The organism is Variovorax sp. P4_B10 (genome assembly GCF_056402375.1).
Genome location: NZ_JBFUHN010000052.1, coordinates 12,708 through 27,969 on the forward strand (window position 1 = coordinate 12,708; position 15,262 = coordinate 27,969).

A 15,262-nucleotide genomic window follows, 5' to 3' on the forward strand; every position below is an offset into this window, starting at 1 on the left:
TCGTACTGTGCATCAAAGCGCAACAAATCCGCCATCCGTGCAAGGCATGAAACGCCCGTATTTCCGTCGAACACAAAAGCCTTCAGGATTCCTTAAGTAAATCAATCGTTTGATTTCGCTCATGGTTTAATGGCAGCCATGAACGCGAGGGATCCCATCACAACCACGCCGCGCCGCGCCCCCCGCAGCGACGGCGCCGAAGCGCGCCATCGCCTTCTCCACACCGCGCTGCGGCTCTTCGCGCAAAAGGGTTTCGCCAAGACCTCGACGCGCGAGATCGCACGCGAGGCCGAGGTCAACATCTCGGCCATCAGCTACTACTTCAACGACAAGAACGGCCTGTATGGCGCCTGCTTCAGCGAACCGATGGGCGGCGACTCCGACGACCTGGTGGCGATCTGCAGCGCGCCGGGCCTCACGCTCGAAGCCGCACTGCGCACCTGCTTTTCCTCGGTGATCGAGCCGCTCAAGCAGGGCGAGATCGTCCGGCAGTGCATCCAGCTGCACATGCGCGAGATGCTGGAGCCGACCAGCCAGTGGGCGGAAGAGCTCGAGCGCGACATCAAGGGGCCGCACCGCGCCATCACCGACCTGCTGTGCCGCCACCTGAAGGTGGACCGTGCCGACGACGACATCCACCGCCTGACCTTCGCGATCACCGGGCTGTCGATGCAGCTCTATGTGAACCAGGATTTCATCGAGGCCGTCCGGCCCTCGCTGCTGCGCACGCCGCGGGCCATCGACACCTGGGCCGATCGCCTGACCGGCTACGCGATGGCGCTGGTCCAGGCCGAAGCGGCGCGCCGGCACGCGACGGCCGACGCCGGAACATCCGCACCTGCGCCTGCGCGCACCGCGAGAAAGAAGCCATGAGACGACTCCGACTGATTGCCGCCCTCTGCCTCCCGCTGGGCCTCGGCCTCGCGGGCTGCGGCCTGACACGCCCGCCGGCCACGGTGGAAGCGCCCTTCCCCGCGCAATGGCATGCGCCCCTGCCCCACGGTGGCTCGCTCGCGTCGCTGGCCGACTGGTGGCGCCAGCTCGACGATCCGCTGCTGGTCGAACTGATTGCCGCGGCCGAAGCCGCCAGCCCGAATCTCGCGAGCGCCGCGGCGCGCGTGGCCGAGGCGCGCTCCACACGCGTGCAGGCCGGCGCGGCGCTGCTGCCCAGCCTGGATGGCACGGCCTCGGCCAGCCGCGGGGTCTCGGGCTCGTCCTTCGGCTCGGGTTCCACTTCGAGCAGCAGCAGCACCTCCATCGCGCCGGTGACCACGCTGCAGGCCGGCCTGCAGTCCAAGTGGGAGATCGACCTCTTCGGCCGCCTGCGCGCCGACCGCGATGCGGCCGAGCAGAAGCTCAACAGCGCCACCGCCAAATGGCACGATGCGCGCGTCGCGGTGGCGGCCGAAACGGCCAACGCCTATTTCGCCGAACGCGCCTGCCAGCAGCAACTGCGCGTGGCCGAGTCCGACACGAAATCGCGCAGCGAAACCGCGCGGCTCAACGACCTGTCGGCGCGCGCCGGCTTCACCGCACCGGCCGATGCCGCATTGGCCCGCGCCAGCGCCTCGGACGCCTCGGGCCGTCTCACCCAGCAGCGCGCCCAGTGCGCGGTGCAACGCAAGGCGCTGGTGGCGCTCAGCGGCATCGACGAAACCACGCTCGAGCAGAAGCTCGCCGCCTCGCCCACGCAGCGTGCGCTGCCGGTGGTCGGCAGCATCGCCAGCGTGCCGGCCCAGACGATCTCGCAGCGGCCCGATGTGTATTCGGCCGAACTCGGCGTGGCCTCGGCCAGCGCCGAGGTGGGTTCGGCCGAAGCCGAGCGCTATCCCAAGCTCAGCATCTCGGGCTCCATCGGCCGCATGCAGATCCGCACCAGCGGGTTCCGCGAGTCGCTCGACACCTGGACGGTCGGGCCGGTGTCGCTCACCGTGCCGCTGCTCGACGGCGGCGCCCGCGTGGCCAACACCGAAGCGGCCAAGGCGCGCTACACCGAAGCCGTGTCGCTCTACCGCGCGAACGTGCGGCAGGCGGTGCGCGAGGTCGAGGAAGCACTCGTCAACCTCGACGCCACCGATGCGCGCACCACCGACGCCGACACCGCGGTGAAGAACTACCAGGCCTCCTTCGACGCCACGCAGGCCCGCTACAGCAGCGGCCTCGCGAGCCTGTTCGAGCTGGAGGATTCGCGCCGCACGCTGTTCACCGCGCAGACCGCGCGCGTCTCGCTGCAGCGCGAGCGCGCCGAAGCCTGGGTTTCGCTGTACCGCTCGATGGGCGGYGGCTGGAGCCGGCCCGAATCGTCCTCAATGACTTCCACATCGACCTCTACGGTTGCGACGTCGCCATGAAAACAATGAAGCGTTCCACCCTCGTCATCGCGCTGCTGGCGCTCGTCATCGTCGTCGCCGCTGCCGTGTGGCTGACGCGCAAGCCGTCGGGCACGCCCGCCGAGCAGGCCGCTGCGGCCAAGACCAAGGACGGTGCACCGGCGCCCAAGCCGGCGCTGACCGTCACCGTCGCCAAGCCGCAAGCCACCGAGCTCACCCTCACGCTCGCAGCCAACGGCAATGTGGCAGCCTGGCAGGAGGCGGTCATCAGCTCCGAGTCCAACAGCCTCAAGCTCGCCGAAGTGCGCGTGAACGTGGGCGACGTGGTCAAGAAGGGCCAGGTGCTCGCGGTCTTCTCGCCCGAGACGGTGCAGGCCGACATCGCGCAGTCGCGTGCCTCGCTGGCGGAAGCCAGGGCGACGGCCGCCGACGCCGCCGGCAATGCCGCCCGCGCCCGCACGCTGCAGGCCACCGGCGCGCTGAGCCAGCAGCAGATCAACCAGTACCAGACGACCGAGCAGACCGCCAAGGCACGCGTCGAGGCGGCCGAAGCCGTGCTGGCCGCGCAGCAGGTGCGAGGCCGCAACACGCAGGTGCTGGCACCGGACGACGGCGTGATTTCGGCGCGCATTGCCACGGTGGGCAGCGTGGTCTCGGCCGGCACCGAGCTGTTTCGCCTGATCCGCCAGGGCCGACTCGAATGGCGCGCCGAGGTCACCTCGGCCGAACTCAGCCGCATCGCGGTCGGCACGCCGGCCTTCGTGGTCAGCGCCAGCGGCGCGCAGGTGCGCGGCAAGGTGCGCAGCATCGCACCCACGGTCGACCCGCAGACGCGTGCGGCGCTGGTCTATGTCGACCTGCCCAACGTGCTGCAGAACACCGGCATCAAGGCCGGCATGTTCGCGCGCGGCGATTTCGAGCTCGGCCGCAGCTCGGCGCCCACCGTGCCGCAGGCCTCCATCGTTCCGCGCGACGGCTTCAACAATGTGTTCATGCTGCTGCCCGACAACCGCGTGGCGCAGCTCAAGGTGCAGATCGGCCGCCGCCTGAACGACCGCATCGAGATCACCAGCGCATTGCCCGAGGGCGCGCAGGTCGTCGTGCAGGGCGCCGGCTTCCTCAACGACGGCGACCTGGTGCGCGTGGTGGCGACAACGCCGCCTGCCACCGCAGAGGCCCAGCCGTCGCAGTCCGCGGCATCCGCCGCGGCCGCCAAGTAAGACAACAAGGACACGCCATGAACGTTTCCGCCTGGTCCATACGCAACCCGATTCCGGCGGTGATGCTGTTCGTGCTGCTCACCTTCGGTGGGCTGCTGTCGTTCAACGCGATGAAGGTGCAGAACTTTCCGGACATCGACCTGCCGACCGTCACGGTCTCGGCGTCGCTGCCCGGTGCCGCGCCTTCGCAGCTGGAAACCGACGTCGCGCGCAAGCTCGAGAACTCCATCGCCACCGTGCAGGGCCTGAAGCACATCACCACCAAGGTGCAGGATGGCGCCGCCACGCTGATCGTCGAGTTCCGCCTCGAGAAGCCGGTGCAGGAAGCCGTGGACGACGTGCGCTCCGCGGTGCAGCGCGTGCGCGCCGACCTGCCGGCCGACGTGCGCGACCCGGTGGTCACCAAGCTCGACTTCGCGGCCCAGCCGGTGCTGGCGTTCACCATCGCCTCGTCGCGCATGGACGGCGAGGCGCTGAGCTGGTTCGTCGACAACGACATCACCAAGAAGCTGCTCGCCCAGCCCGGCGTGGGCGCGGTGAACCGCGTGGGCGGCGTCACGCGCCAAGTGCACGTCGACCTCGACCCGAGCAAGCTGCAGGCGCTGGGCGCCTCGGCCGCCGACATCTCGCGCCAGCTGCGCCAGGTGCAGACCGAAAGCGCAGGCGGCCGCTTCGACCTGGGCGGCAGCGAACAGCCGGTGCGCACGATGGCCACGGTGCAGTCGGCCGCACAGCTGGCCGACATGCAGATCGCCCTGTCGGACGGCCGCCGCATCCGGCTCGACCAGGTGGCGCGCATCAGCGACACCATTGCCGAGCCGCGCGCCGCGGCCCTGCTCAACGGCAAGCCGGTGGTCGGTTTCGAGGTGGCCCGCAGCCGCGGCGCCAGCGAAGTCGAAGTCGGCCACGCGGTGCAGAAGGCGCTGGCCGACCTGCGCGTGCAGCGGCCCGACATCGAGCTGACCGAGGCCTTCAACTTCGTCGACCCGGTCGAGGAGGAATACAACGGCTCGCTGCACCTGCTGTACGAGGGCGCCATCCTCGCGGTGATCGTGGTGTGGCTGTTCCTGCGCGACTGGCGTGCCACCTTCGTCTCGGCGGTGGCGCTGCCGATGTCGGTGATTCCGGCCTTCATCGGCATGTACCTGCTGGGCTTCTCGGTCAACGTGATCTCGCTGCTCGCGCTCTCGCTGGTGGTCGGGATATTGGTGGACGATGCGATCGTGGAGGTCGAGAACATCGTGCGCCACCTGCGCATGGGCAAGTCGCCCTACCAGGCGGCCATGGAGGCAGCCGACGAAATCGGGCTCGCCGTGATCGCCACCACCTTCACGCTGATCGCGGTGTTCCTGCCCACGGCTTTCATGAGCGGCGTGGCCGGCAAGTTCTTCAAGCAATTCGGCTGGACCGCATCGCTCGCGGTGTTCGCCTCGCTGGTGGTCGCGCGGGTGCTCACGCCCATGATGGCGGCCTACATCCTGAAGCCGATCGTCACGGCCGAAAAGGAACCGGGCTGGCTGCGCGTCTACATGCGCGCGGTGGCGTGGAGCACGCACAACCGCTTCAAGACGATGGTGCTCGCCACCCTCTTCTTCTTCGGCTCGCTGGCGATGATTCCGCTGCTCAAGACGGGCTTCATTCCGCCCGACGACAACTCGCAGACGCAGATCTACCTCTCGCTCGCGCCCGGCTCCACGCTGGCGCAAACCACGGCAGCCGCCGAGGAAACGCGACACCGCGTGATGAAGATCGACCACGTGCGCAGCGTCTACACCACGGTGGCCGGCGGCAGCGCGGGCGGCGATCCCTTCGCCAACTTCGGCACGCCCGAAACACGCAAGGCGACGCTCACGATCAAGCTCGATACGCGCGGCGACCGGCCGCGCAAGCAGGTGATCGAGAACCAGATCCGCGCCGCGCTCGAGACCCTGCCCGGCGTGCGCAGCACGGTGGGCCTGGGCGGCTCCGGCGAGAAATACATCCTGGCGCTCACGGGCGAAGACCCGCTGGCGCTGGCGACTGCGGCCAGCGCCGTCGAGAAAGACCTGCGCACGATCCACGGCCTGGGCAACATCACATCCACCGCGAGCCTGATCCGCCCCGAGATCGCGGTGCGGCCCGATTTCGCGCGCGCCGCCGACCTGGGCGTAACCAGTTCCGCCATTGCCGAGACGCTGCGCGTGGCCACGCTGGGCGACTACGACCAGGCGCTCGCCAAGCTCAACCTCGCACAGCGCCAGGTGCCGATCCTGGTGAAGCTGCAGGACTCCGCGCGGCAAGACCTCGACCTGCTTGGCCGCCTCTCGGTGCCCGGCGCACGCGGCCCCGTCATGCTGAGCCAAGTGGCCTCGCTCACGATGGAAGGCGGCCCGGCCGTGATCGACCGCTACGACCGCTCGCGCAACGTCAACTTCGAGATCGAACTCTCGAGCGTAGGCCTGGGCGACGCCAAGACGGCGGTGATGGCCCTGCCCTCGATCCAGAACCTGCCGCCCGGCGTGCGCGTGACCGAGGTGGGCGACGCCGAGGTCATGACCGAGCTGTTCGCGAGCTTCGGCCTCGCGATGCTGACCGGCGTGCTGTGCATCTATATCGTGCTGGTACTGCTGTTCAAGGACTTCCTGCACCCGGTGACCATCCTGTGCGCGCTGCCGCTCGCACTCGGCGGCGCCTTCGTGGGGCTTCTGATCGGGCAGAAGGCGCTCTCGATGCCTTCGCTGATCGGCCTGATCATGCTGATGGGCATTGCGACGAAGAACTCGATCCTGCTGGTGGAATACGCCATCGTGGCGCGCCGCGACCACGGCATGAGCCGGTGGGACGCGCTGCGCGACGCCTGCCACAAGCGGGCCCGCCCCATCATCATGACCACCCTCGCCATGGGCGCCGGCATGCTGCCGATTGCGGTGGGCTTCGGCGCCGCCGACTCGAGCTTCCGCTCGCCGATGGCGATGGCGGTGATCGGCGGGCTGATCACCTCGACGGTGCTGAGCCTGCTGGTGGTGCCGGCGGTGTTCACCTACGTGGACGACATCGAGCACTGGATCCGGCGCACCGTGCGCAAGCTGCGCGGGCAGCCAGCCGATCCGCACATCGACGACGACCTGGTCGAGACGCCGCGGCCGGCGGCCTGACTTTCTCTCTTGTTCCCTCTCCCTCCGGGAGAGGGTTAGGGTGAGGGCAGCGGCCCGTACCGGTATCGCGCATCCTCCGATCGCCGCCGGCCCTCACCCCAGCCCTCTCCCCGAGGGGAGAGGGAGCAAGACTTCAGACAGCGAACGTCGTATCGAGCCAGTCGCCAATGCGGGCCATCGCAAGCCGCTGCGCCCCCGCATGGCAGTGCGCGCCGGCACCCAGCGTGTCGTCGAGCGCCAGGAAGGTCTTCGGGCACGTGAGGTGCGCATACAGCGCCTCGGGCTGCCCCTTGAAGAACATGTCGTTCGCCGCCGCACACACCAGCGTCGGACACTGGATGCGTTCGGCCACGCCGTCGACCACGTTGTAGTCGAGCAGCGTCGAGAGGTAGCCGCGCGCCGTGCCCTTGCCGGTGACCCAGGCGCCATGGCCGAAGGCCCAACGGGCCTGCGCATCGTGCGCGGCCATCTGCGCCAGCGCCTTGTCGATGTCGGGCGCCGTAGGCGCGGTGAGAACGCGCCGGGCCACCTCGCGCTGGCCGTCGAACATCGGGAGCGTCTTGACGCCCATGTCGTAGATGCCGTCGAGCGCGATCAGCGCGCGAATGCGCGGCTCGAAGGCCGCGGCGCGCGGCGCCAGCACGCCGCCGAGGCTGTTGCCCAGCAGCGCGACGCGCTTCGGGTCGACATCGGGCCGCGCCAGCACATGGTCGAGCACCGGGCCGACCACGCGCTCCCAGTCGGGCCGCAGCACCAGGCCCTCGCGGTGCATCGGGCCGGGCTGGCCGGGGCCGTCGAAGCTCAGCACGTTGTAGCCGCGTTCGGCCAGCGCGGCGGCGGCGACGTAGTGCATTTCTTCCACCGAGCCGTCGAAGCCGTTGTGCATGACCACCGTCGGCCGGCGCTTGCTGCCCTTGCCGGCGGCGCGATAGAAGTACCCTGGCAGGCTGGTGCCCTCGTAGCGGATGCGCACCGGCTCGATGGCGCCGTTCGTGAGCCGCACCGCGGCGCGGAAGCACTCGACGCTGCGGTCGTAGGCCGCGTTGATGCGCGGATCGGCAGGATTGCCGTGCAGGAAGAACTCCGCGCTGCGGTAGTAGTTGGAGGCACGGAAAAAGGCGTCGCGTGCGCTGACGGTGTGGCCGGCAGCGAGGCTGCGCTGCGCTTCGGCGGCCACCCGGTCGGCGGTGAGGCGCCACTCGTCGTGCCAGCTGTCGTAGTCGCCGCCGCGGATGCGCTGGGCGGTGACCACCACTTCGCCGAAATCCGCGCCGCCATAGGCGATGTGGCCGAAGGAGCGCAGCGTCTCGTACCAGAAGGTCTCGTCCTTCTCGAAGAGGAAGGGCTTCAGGCCGGATGCGGCGGGCGCGGGCGATGCGGCGGACGGGGCCTGCGGGGTCGGCTCGTCGGCCCGGGCGCCCAGGGCGACGGCACCGGCGGCGGCAAGGATCGAGCGGGCGAAATGACGGCGTTCCATGGCGAGGTTCCTTTCGTTGAGGTCTTGTGGGCGAAGACACTGCGTCTTCGGTGCCGGACTCTAGGAACGCGCGCTGCGCGGTGCACCCGGCTTGCGACGAAATGCGGCTGGCGCAGCGCGAACGGCCACCATGGCGCGCCAGCGGCTGCCCGTTCGGCCGGCGGAATAGGCTGCATGGCGGATTTCGCGGAAGGACGACCCTTCGAATAATTCCGGTGCCAGCCCACACACGACACACCGGCACTGCCGGGGGAGACATGCCATGCCCAGACCCACCCTGCGATTCGGATCCAGCGGCCCCGACGTCTCGCTGCTGCAATCGGCCCTGAACCAGTGGGTGGCCTCCCGGCTCCCGCAGCTGGTGCCCGATGGACAGTTCGGGCCCAAGACCACGTCGAAGGTCAAGGAATACCAGGGCTTTTCCAAGCTGGTGCCCGATGCCATCGTCGGGCCGAATACCTGGGCCATGCTCGAAGCGCTGATCGCCCAGATCATCGGCACGGCGACACCACCGACCGGCAACAAGAATACGTCCGAGCTGGGCAACAGCGTGGTCGCGACGGCGGAAGCGGCCTTGGCCAAGTGGGGTTGGACGCTGGCCTCGCAGCCCAACCCGAGCATCGAGCGCATTGCCGCGGCACTGTGCGCCGACGCCACGAATCCGAAGCGCCCGCGCCAGGGCGGCATGGGCCTGCAGAAGATCTTTCAGGACGCCAACGTCACCGGCGCCTACATCGGCCGCTGCCCCACCATCACCGCGGAGGCCGTGCAGAAGTGGCAGGCCATGAACGAGGGCAACTGGCGCAACGCCAACGACCTCTGCGCCTGGTGCGGCATCTTCTGCATCTACGTGTACCGCACTGCCGGCGTCAACGTGCCGGGCGGCTGGGCCCAGCACAGCAAGAACGTGTTCGACGACAACGTGTTCCACCGCATCACCGACTACTCGGCCGTGTTCCCGGGCTGCATCGGCGTGGTGAGCGGCATCAAGCCGGGCGGGCGCAACCACCACTTCATCGTCACCTCGAACGCCAACGACCGCATGGAGAGCATCGACGGCAACGCCTTCGGTCCCGACCGCAACGACAAGAGCAAGGGCAACAAGAGCGTGATCGCGCGCAACGAGTACAGCTACGCCGCGCTGCGGCAGGAAACGGCCTATTTCCTCGCGCCCGTGACGGCCGCCTGAAGGAGAAACAAGAAAAATGCCGCGGGGCCAGGGCGCCGCGGCACTTCGGAGAGAAAGCGAAGGAGGGTCAGGCGTCGAGTTGCGCCAGCCGCTTCAGCTTGCGTTCGCTCATGCGCTTGGCCAGGCGCGGCAGCACCAGCACGGCAACCACGACGATCACCAGCACGATCGACATCGGACGCTGGAAGAACACGACGGCACTGCCTTCGCCGATGGACATCGCGTTGCGCAGCTGCGCTTCGGCGAGCGGGCCGAGGATCATGCCGACCACCACCGGGGCGGTCGGGAAGTCGAAGCGCCGCATCACCACGCCGAGCAGGCCGATGGCATAGAGCAGGAACAGGTCGAACGCGCTCTGGCGCATGCCGTAGGCACCCACCGTCGCGAAGATCAGGATGCCCGCGTAGAGCTGCGGCTTCGGAATCTTCAGCAGCTTGACCCAGAGGCCCACCATCGGCAGGTTCAGCACCAGCAGCATGACGTTGCCGATGTAGAGCGAGGCGATCAGCGCCCACACCAGCGCGGCCGATGTGGTGAACAGCTGCGGTCCGGGCTGGATGCCGTAGTTCTGGAACGCGCCGAGCAGGATGGCGGTGGTGTTCGAGGTGGGGATGCCGAGCGTGAGCAGCGGAATCAGCGCCGCGGTCACCGTGGCGTTGTTGGCGGCCTCGGGGCCGGCCACGCCTTCGATGGCGCCGGTGGTGCCGAACTCGGCCTTGGCGTCCTTGTCCTTGGCGAGCTTCTTTTCCATCGCATAGCTCAGGAACGTCGGAATCTCGGTGCCGCCGGCCGGGATGCAGCCGAAGGGCGTGCCGATGGCGGTGCCGCGCAGCCACGCGGGAATCGAACGCCTCCAGTCGCGCTTGCTCATGTGGACGCGGCTCAGCTTGTTCTGGGCCTCGACGACCTTGCCTTCGTACAGCACGGCGTAGAGCACTTCGGCCACGGCGAACAGGCCGACGGCCACCAGCACGATCTCGATGCCGTCGAGCAGCTCGGGTACGCCACCGGTGTAGCGGCCCTGGCCCGAGATCTGGTCGAGCCCGACACAGCCGGCCGCAAGGCCGACGAACAGCGCCGTCATGCCGCGCAGCGTGCTCTTGCCGAGCACCGCGCTCACCGTGGTGAAGGCCAGCAGCATCAGCAGGAAATACTCGGGCGGGCCGAGCTTGACCGCGAACTCGGCCACGAACGGCGCGAACAGCGTGACGATGACCGTGGCGATGGTGCCGGCCACGAAGGAGCCGATGGCGGCGGTGGCGAGCGCCGCGCCCGCCCTGCCGCTCTTGGCCATCTTGTTGCCTTCCATCGCCGTCACCATGCTGGCGGTTTCGCCGGGCGTGTTGAGCAGGATCGAGGTGGTCGAGCCGCCGTACATGGCACCGTAGTAGATGCCCGAGAAGAAGATCATCGAGGCCGTGATGTCGACCTTGCCGGTGATGGGCAGCAGCATGGCCACCGCCACGGCCGGGCCGATGCCGGGCAGCACGCCCACGGCGGTGCCGAGGGCACAGCCCACCAGGCACCAGAGCAGATTGACAGGGGTGATCGCCGCGGCGAAACCCATCATGAGTGCGTTGAAGATATCCATGTCAGAACCAACCCGTCGAAGTGAGGCCCGGCAGGTTGATCGCCAGGAACTGCGTGAACATCCAGAACACCGGGGCGGAGATCAGCGCGCCCGTGACGATATCGATGGCCCAGGTGCGCGGCGCGTTCACGCCGGCCTGCCCGCTCGCGCGGCGCAGCCCCTGCACGGCCAGCAGGTAGCACAGCGTGCAGCTGAGGATGAAGCCGAGGGTGGTGATCAGCGCCGCGTTGAGCAGCAGGCCGGCCGAGACCCAGACGAAGCCGGGCCAGTAAGCGCGATCGGCGCCCGTGGGCGGATCGAGTTCGCGAAAGCCACCGGTACGCGCTTCCYAGAGGATCCAGCCGCCGCACAGCACGAGCACCACGGACACCAGCCAGGGCAGGAAATTGGGGCCGACGCCGCCGTAGCCGGCTTCGGAAGAGATGCCGATGGCGCCGAAAGCCAGCGCCAGGCCGGTCAGCAGCACGCCGGCGCCGACGAGGGTTTGCGGCCATACGGCCGCAGCTTTGGCGGCCTCGTCAGACGGCGAGACCGAGGATTCTGGAGTTGTCATTTTTTGCTCCCGGCATGTGGTTCTGGATTTGAAAACGGCACGCCGTCAGCTCTTGCGAGGACAGCGTGCCATTCGGCAGGCAGTTGGTGCGCCGGGGGTCAGACCATGCCGGACTTGGTCATGATCGCGCGGAGGCTGGCAAAGTCGTCGTCGACGAACTTGGCAAAAGCCTCGCCCGTCAGCACGGCCGGCGTCCAGTCGTTCTTCTTCAGCGACTCGGCCCACGACGGGCTCTTCATGGCAGCCAGCACCATGTCGGTCAGCGCCTTGCGCTGCTCGGGCGAGATGCCGGGGGCGCCGTAGACACCGCGCCAATTGCCGATCTCGACGTCGATGCCCTGTTCCTTGAGCGTGGGCACGTTGATGCCCGGCAGGCGCTGGGCGGAGGTGACGGCGATGGCTTTCATCTTGCCGGCGGCGATGTATTCGGCGAATTCGCTGTAGCCGCTGCCGCCGACGGTGACGTTGCCGCCGAGGATGGCGGCGGTGGCTTCACCGCCCCCACGGAAGGCCACGTAGTTGATCTTGGACGGGTCGGCGCCGACCTTCTGCGCGATCATGGCCGCGGCGATGTGCTCGGTGGAGCCGCGCGAACCGCCGCCCCACTTGACGCTGCCCGGATCCTTCTTGAGCTGGTCGACCACGTCCTTCATGCTCTTGAGCGGCGAGTTGGCCGGCAGCACGAACACGTTGTATTCGGTGGTCAGGCGCGCGATCGGCGTGGCCTGCTCGAGCTTGACCGGCGGCTTGCCGGTGATGATGCCGCCCAGCATGACCGAGCCCATGACCATCAGCGCGTTCGCGTCGCCCTTGGAGCCGTTCACGAACTGGGCCAGGCCCAGCGCGCCGGCGGCACCGCCCTTGTTGTCGTAGGTGACGGTGTCGGCCACCTTGGCATCACTCAGGGCCTTGCCCAGCGCGCGACCGGTGGTGTCCCAGCCGCCGCCCGGGTTGGCGGGGATCATCATCTTGACGTTGGCTGCAGCACGCGCCGAGAGCGGCAGGGCTCCGGCGGCGGCCAGCGCGGCCAAGGACTTCAAAAAGGTATCGCGACGCATTGTTGTCTCCAGAGGGCTGAAAGGAAAGTGAGAGGAACCTGACTTGGGCCTGAGCCGCTATCATGCGCCGCCCCGCTGTCAGTTGGCTGTCCAGCAGACTGGGGAAAACACCAAAGTACCCATCCCGCCACCACCGTATGAAGCTGCTGCTGGTCGAAGACGATCCCTCGATGCAAATCACCCTGCAGCGCACCCTCGGGCGCCGCCGGATCGACGTGCGCGTCTGCGGCGACGGGGCCGAAGCCGTGGCCATGTGGCGCGCCATCGAGCCCGACGTGGTGGCCCTCGACCTGAGCCTGCCCAACCTCGACGGCCTGCAGGTGCTGGCCCAGGCCCGTGCCGAGGGCCTGCGCACGCCGGTGCTGCTGCTGACCGCCCGCGGCACGGTGGGCGACCGGATCGTCGGCCTCAATGCCGGCGCCGACGACTACCTGCCCAAGCCCTTCGACCTCGACGAGCTGGAAGCCCGCATCCGCGCGCTGCGGCGGCGCAGCCAGAGCACCGGGCCCGACACCGGCCTCAATCCGCAGGAGATCGGCGGCCTGCGCTTCGAGCCCGACAACGGCGCGATCTACAACCGCGCGGACCTGCTCGAACTCACGCCGCGCGAACTGGCCTTGATGAAGGCGCTGATGATGAAGCCGGGCCATGCCGTCACGAAGGAGCGCCTCTTCGAGCTGGTGTTTCCGGGCGAGGCCGATGTGCAGTACGAAGCCATCGAGGTCGTGGTGTACCGCCTGCGCAAGAAGCTCGTGGGCACGGGCGCGGTGCTGATGACGATGCGCGGCCTGGGCTACCTCTTGAGGCCGGAAACATGAAGGCCGTATGAGGACGGTCTCCTCGCTGCGCGCACGGCTGCTGATCGGCATCCTCGCGCCGGTGGCGGTGTTCATCGTGATCAACAGCGTGAGCCTGTACCGCCAGAGCCTCGCTGCTGCCACCACGGCCTACGACCGCACGCTGCTCGCCTCGGCCAAGACCATCGGCGAACAGCTCGACGTGGAAGGCTTCGACGAAAAGGCGCAACTGCGCGCCATCGTGCCCTACTCCGCGCTCGAAGCCTTCGAGGCCGACAACCGCAGCCGGCTCTTCTACCGCGTCTCCGCGCTCGACGGCGAGCTGATCTCGGGCTTCGCCGAGCTGCCGTTCTGGCGCGGCCGCATTCCGGACCGCAGTGCCTACGCGGCGCTGGTCGATTTCTACGACGCGCAGTTCCGCAACCAGCCGGTGCGGGTCGCGGTGCTGCTGCAGCCGGTGGCCAGTGCACGCGGCCGCGGCATGGCCGTGGTGCAGGTGGCCGAGACGCTCGAACTGCGCGAGACGCTGGTGCGCAAGCTGCTGGTCGATACGCTGTGGCGCCAGCTGCTCCTGATGGGCGTGATCGCGGGGGTCACCGTGTTCGTCGTGCACCGCGCCACGCGCTCGGTGCGCGAGCTGGGCGAAGCCATCGAGAAGCGCCCGGCCGACGACCTGTCGCCCATCGATGCGCCCGATGCGCCGCGCGAGCTGCGCCCGCTGATCGATGCCACCACCGAGGTAATGGGCCGGCTGCAGCGGCTGCTCGATCATCAGAAGCGTTTTGTGCGAGACAGCGCTCACCAGTTGCGCACGCCGCTGGCGGTGCTCAAGGCGCAGGTGCAGTCGGCGCGCCGCGGCGACGTGGCGCCCGAGCAGGCGCTGGGCGAGATCAGCCAGACGGTCGAACGCGCCACGACGCTGGCCAACCAGATGCTCTCGCTGGCGAAGGTGGAGCAGTTGCGCCAGCAGCCCGAGTCGGTGACGCTCGACCTCGGCGAGGTGGTGCGGAACATCGTGCTCGACCTGTCCCCGCTGGTGGCCGACAAGGCGCTCGATTTCGAACTGGTCATCGACGAACCGGCCGCCGTTCGCGCGCATCAGTGGATGCTTCAGGAGCTCACGCGCAACCTGCTGCACAACGCGATCAAGCAGAGCCCGGCGGGCGCGGCGCTGTCGGTGACGGTGCGCGCAGTGGACGGGTACGCGGTGCTCATCGTGCGCGACGAGGGACCGGGCATCTCCCCCGAACTCCGGCAACGCCTGTTCGCGCCCTTCTCCGCCGGGAGCACATCGAGCGGCTCGGGGCTGGGCCTGGCCATCTGCCGCGAGATCGTGCTCGCGCTCGATGGGCGCATCGACCTGGGCAACCGCACCGCGCAAGACAACACCGCACAGGTCATCGGGCTCGACGCCGTCGTGCATCTTCCGCTCTGGAGGCACAATTCCTGATCTATGGAACGTCTGCGCATCGACAAATGGCTCTGGGCCGCCCGCTTCTTCAAGACGCGGTCGCTGGCCGCGGAGGAAATCGGCAAGAACCGGGTGCAGGTGAACGGCGACGTCGCCAAGGCCTCGCGCGAGGTCAAGGCTGGCGACACCGTGACGATGCGCCTCGGCGTGCAGACGCGGACCGTGACGGTGCGCGGCATCAGCGGCCAGCGCGGGCCGGCGCCCATCGCGCAGCAGCTGTACGAAGAAACACCCGAGAGCATCGCGGCGCAGGCCGCCCTGCGCGAGCAGCGCCGCATGGGCAGCGAGCCGGCCCTGGCCATCGAGCAAGGGCGCCCGACCAAGCGCGACCGGCGCGAGCTCGACGGCGCGGTGCGCCATGCCGAATGGGACAACCGATGGAGCGCCTCGATCGACCCTGAAGATACCGAGCGCTGATTCGCGTACGCTGTCGCTTTTCCTT

12 protein-coding genes are annotated in these 15,262 nt (G+C 68.6%); 8 read left to right on the forward strand and 4 right to left on the reverse strand.

From position 1 onward, the window contains the following. Positions 1 to 138: 138 nt before the first annotated feature. From AC1DXX_RS22240 to AC1DXX_RS22255, 4 genes are read left to right on the forward strand one after another with little or no spacing between them, the layout of a single operon-like run. A complete protein-coding gene (locus tag AC1DXX_RS22240) occupies positions 139 to 873 on the forward strand; it encodes a CerR family C-terminal domain-containing protein (RefSeq protein WP_478136383.1) in 735 nt (244 codons plus the stop codon). Further along, entirely contained in the window at positions 870 to 2,351 is a 1,482-nt protein-coding gene (locus tag AC1DXX_RS22245; RefSeq protein ID WP_478136384.1) for an efflux transporter outer membrane subunit, read from the forward strand. The genes AC1DXX_RS22240 and AC1DXX_RS22245 overlap by 4 nt, the downstream gene beginning before the upstream one ends. Beyond that, positions 2,348 to 3,550, forward strand: coding sequence for an efflux RND transporter periplasmic adaptor subunit (locus tag AC1DXX_RS22250; RefSeq protein ID WP_478136385.1), 1,203 nt, complete (start codon positions 2,348 to 2,350; stop codon positions 3,548 to 3,550). The genes AC1DXX_RS22245 and AC1DXX_RS22250 overlap by 4 nt, the downstream gene beginning before the upstream one ends. 17 nt (positions 3,551 to 3,567) lie before the next feature. Next, on the forward strand, positions 3,568 to 6,684 hold the full coding sequence (locus tag AC1DXX_RS22255) for an efflux RND transporter permease subunit (protein WP_478136386.1): 3,117 nt from the start codon (positions 3,568 to 3,570) through the stop codon (positions 6,682 to 6,684). A gap of 133 nt (positions 6,685 to 6,817) precedes the next feature. Here the strand turns inward: AC1DXX_RS22255 and AC1DXX_RS22260 are convergent, their stop codons facing one another. Next, positions 6,818 to 8,161 (reverse strand): alpha/beta hydrolase family protein, encoded by a 1,344-nt coding sequence (locus AC1DXX_RS22260; RefSeq protein ID WP_478136387.1) that lies wholly within the window; start codon positions 8,159 to 8,161, stop codon positions 6,818 to 6,820. Between the two features lie 262 nt (positions 8,162 to 8,423). Between AC1DXX_RS22260 and AC1DXX_RS22265 the strand changes: the two genes are divergently transcribed. Then, positions 8,424 to 9,350, forward strand: a complete 927-nt coding sequence (locus AC1DXX_RS22265) for a peptidoglycan-binding domain-containing protein (RefSeq protein WP_478136388.1) — start codon at positions 8,424 to 8,426, stop codon at positions 9,348 to 9,350. Between the two features lie 67 nt (positions 9,351 to 9,417). On the opposite strand, the gene AC1DXX_RS22270 is transcribed toward AC1DXX_RS22265, so the two are convergent. The 3 genes from AC1DXX_RS22270 to AC1DXX_RS22280 form a co-directional block, all read right to left on the reverse strand. Continuing rightward, the gene (locus tag AC1DXX_RS22270; protein ID WP_478136389.1) at positions 9,418 to 10,941 is read right to left on the reverse strand and encodes a tripartite tricarboxylate transporter permease; all 1,524 of its coding nucleotides are present in this window, start codon (positions 10,939 to 10,941) and stop codon (positions 9,418 to 9,420) included. Between the two features lies 1 nt (position 10,942). Beyond that, positions 10,943 to 11,494, reverse strand: a complete 552-nt coding sequence (locus AC1DXX_RS22275; RefSeq protein WP_478136390.1) for a tripartite tricarboxylate transporter TctB family protein — start codon at positions 11,492 to 11,494, stop codon at positions 10,943 to 10,945. Between the two features lie 98 nt (positions 11,495 to 11,592). Continuing rightward, the gene (locus AC1DXX_RS22280; RefSeq protein ID WP_478136391.1) at positions 11,593 to 12,552 is read right to left on the reverse strand and encodes a tripartite tricarboxylate transporter substrate binding protein; all 960 of its coding nucleotides are present in this window, start codon (positions 12,550 to 12,552) and stop codon (positions 11,593 to 11,595) included. Positions 12,553 to 12,689: 137 nt separating this feature from the next. Between AC1DXX_RS22280 and AC1DXX_RS22285 the strand changes: the two genes are divergently transcribed. From AC1DXX_RS22285 to AC1DXX_RS22295, 3 genes are read left to right on the forward strand one after another with little or no spacing between them, the layout of a single operon-like run. Next, positions 12,690 to 13,370, forward strand: coding sequence for a response regulator (locus tag AC1DXX_RS22285; protein ID WP_478136392.1), 681 nt, complete (start codon positions 12,690 to 12,692; stop codon positions 13,368 to 13,370). A 7-nt stretch (positions 13,371 to 13,377) separates the two neighbouring features. Continuing rightward, the gene (locus AC1DXX_RS22290; RefSeq protein ID WP_478136393.1) at positions 13,378 to 14,799 is read left to right on the forward strand and encodes a sensor histidine kinase; all 1,422 of its coding nucleotides are present in this window, start codon (positions 13,378 to 13,380) and stop codon (positions 14,797 to 14,799) included. Between the two features lie 3 nt (positions 14,800 to 14,802). Continuing rightward, complete coding sequence (locus tag AC1DXX_RS22295; RefSeq protein WP_478136394.1) at positions 14,803 to 15,237, forward strand: RNA-binding S4 domain-containing protein; 435 nt, start codon at positions 14,803 to 14,805, stop codon at positions 15,235 to 15,237. Positions 15,238 to 15,262 lie beyond the last annotated feature (25 nt).

Bases quoted from the DNA above. Each gene is read 5' to 3' on its own strand.
- AC1DXX_RS22260 (WP_478136387.1), bottom strand. From the start codon at position 8,161: ATGGAACGCCGTCATTTCGCCCGCTCGATCCTTGCCGCCGCCGGTGCC.
- AC1DXX_RS22265 (WP_478136388.1), top strand. From the start codon at position 8,424: ATGCCCAGACCCACCCTGCGATTCGGATCCAGCGGCCCCGACGTCTCG.
- AC1DXX_RS22255 (WP_478136386.1), top strand. From the start codon at position 3,568: ATGAACGTTTCCGCCTGGTCCATACGCAACCCGATTCCGGCGGTGATG.
- AC1DXX_RS22250 (WP_478136385.1), top strand. From the start codon at position 2,348: ATGAAAACAATGAAGCGTTCCACCCTCGTCATCGCGCTGCTGGCGCTC.
- AC1DXX_RS22270 (WP_478136389.1), bottom strand. From the start codon at position 10,941: ATGGATATCTTCAACGCACTCATGATGGGTTTCGCCGCGGCGATCACC.
- AC1DXX_RS22285 (WP_478136392.1), top strand. From the start codon at position 12,690: ATGAAGCTGCTGCTGGTCGAAGACGATCCCTCGATGCAAATCACCCTG.
- AC1DXX_RS22295 (WP_478136394.1), top strand. From the start codon at position 14,803: ATGGAACGTCTGCGCATCGACAAATGGCTCTGGGCCGCCCGCTTCTTC.
- AC1DXX_RS22240 (WP_478136383.1), top strand. From the start codon at position 139: ATGAACGCGAGGGATCCCATCACAACCACGCCGCGCCGCGCCCCCCGC.
- AC1DXX_RS22280 (WP_478136391.1), bottom strand. From the start codon at position 12,552: ATGCGTCGCGATACCTTTTTGAAGTCCTTGGCCGCGCTGGCCGCCGCC.
- AC1DXX_RS22290 (WP_478136393.1), top strand. From the start codon at position 13,378: ATGAGGACGGTCTCCTCGCTGCGCGCACGGCTGCTGATCGGCATCCTC.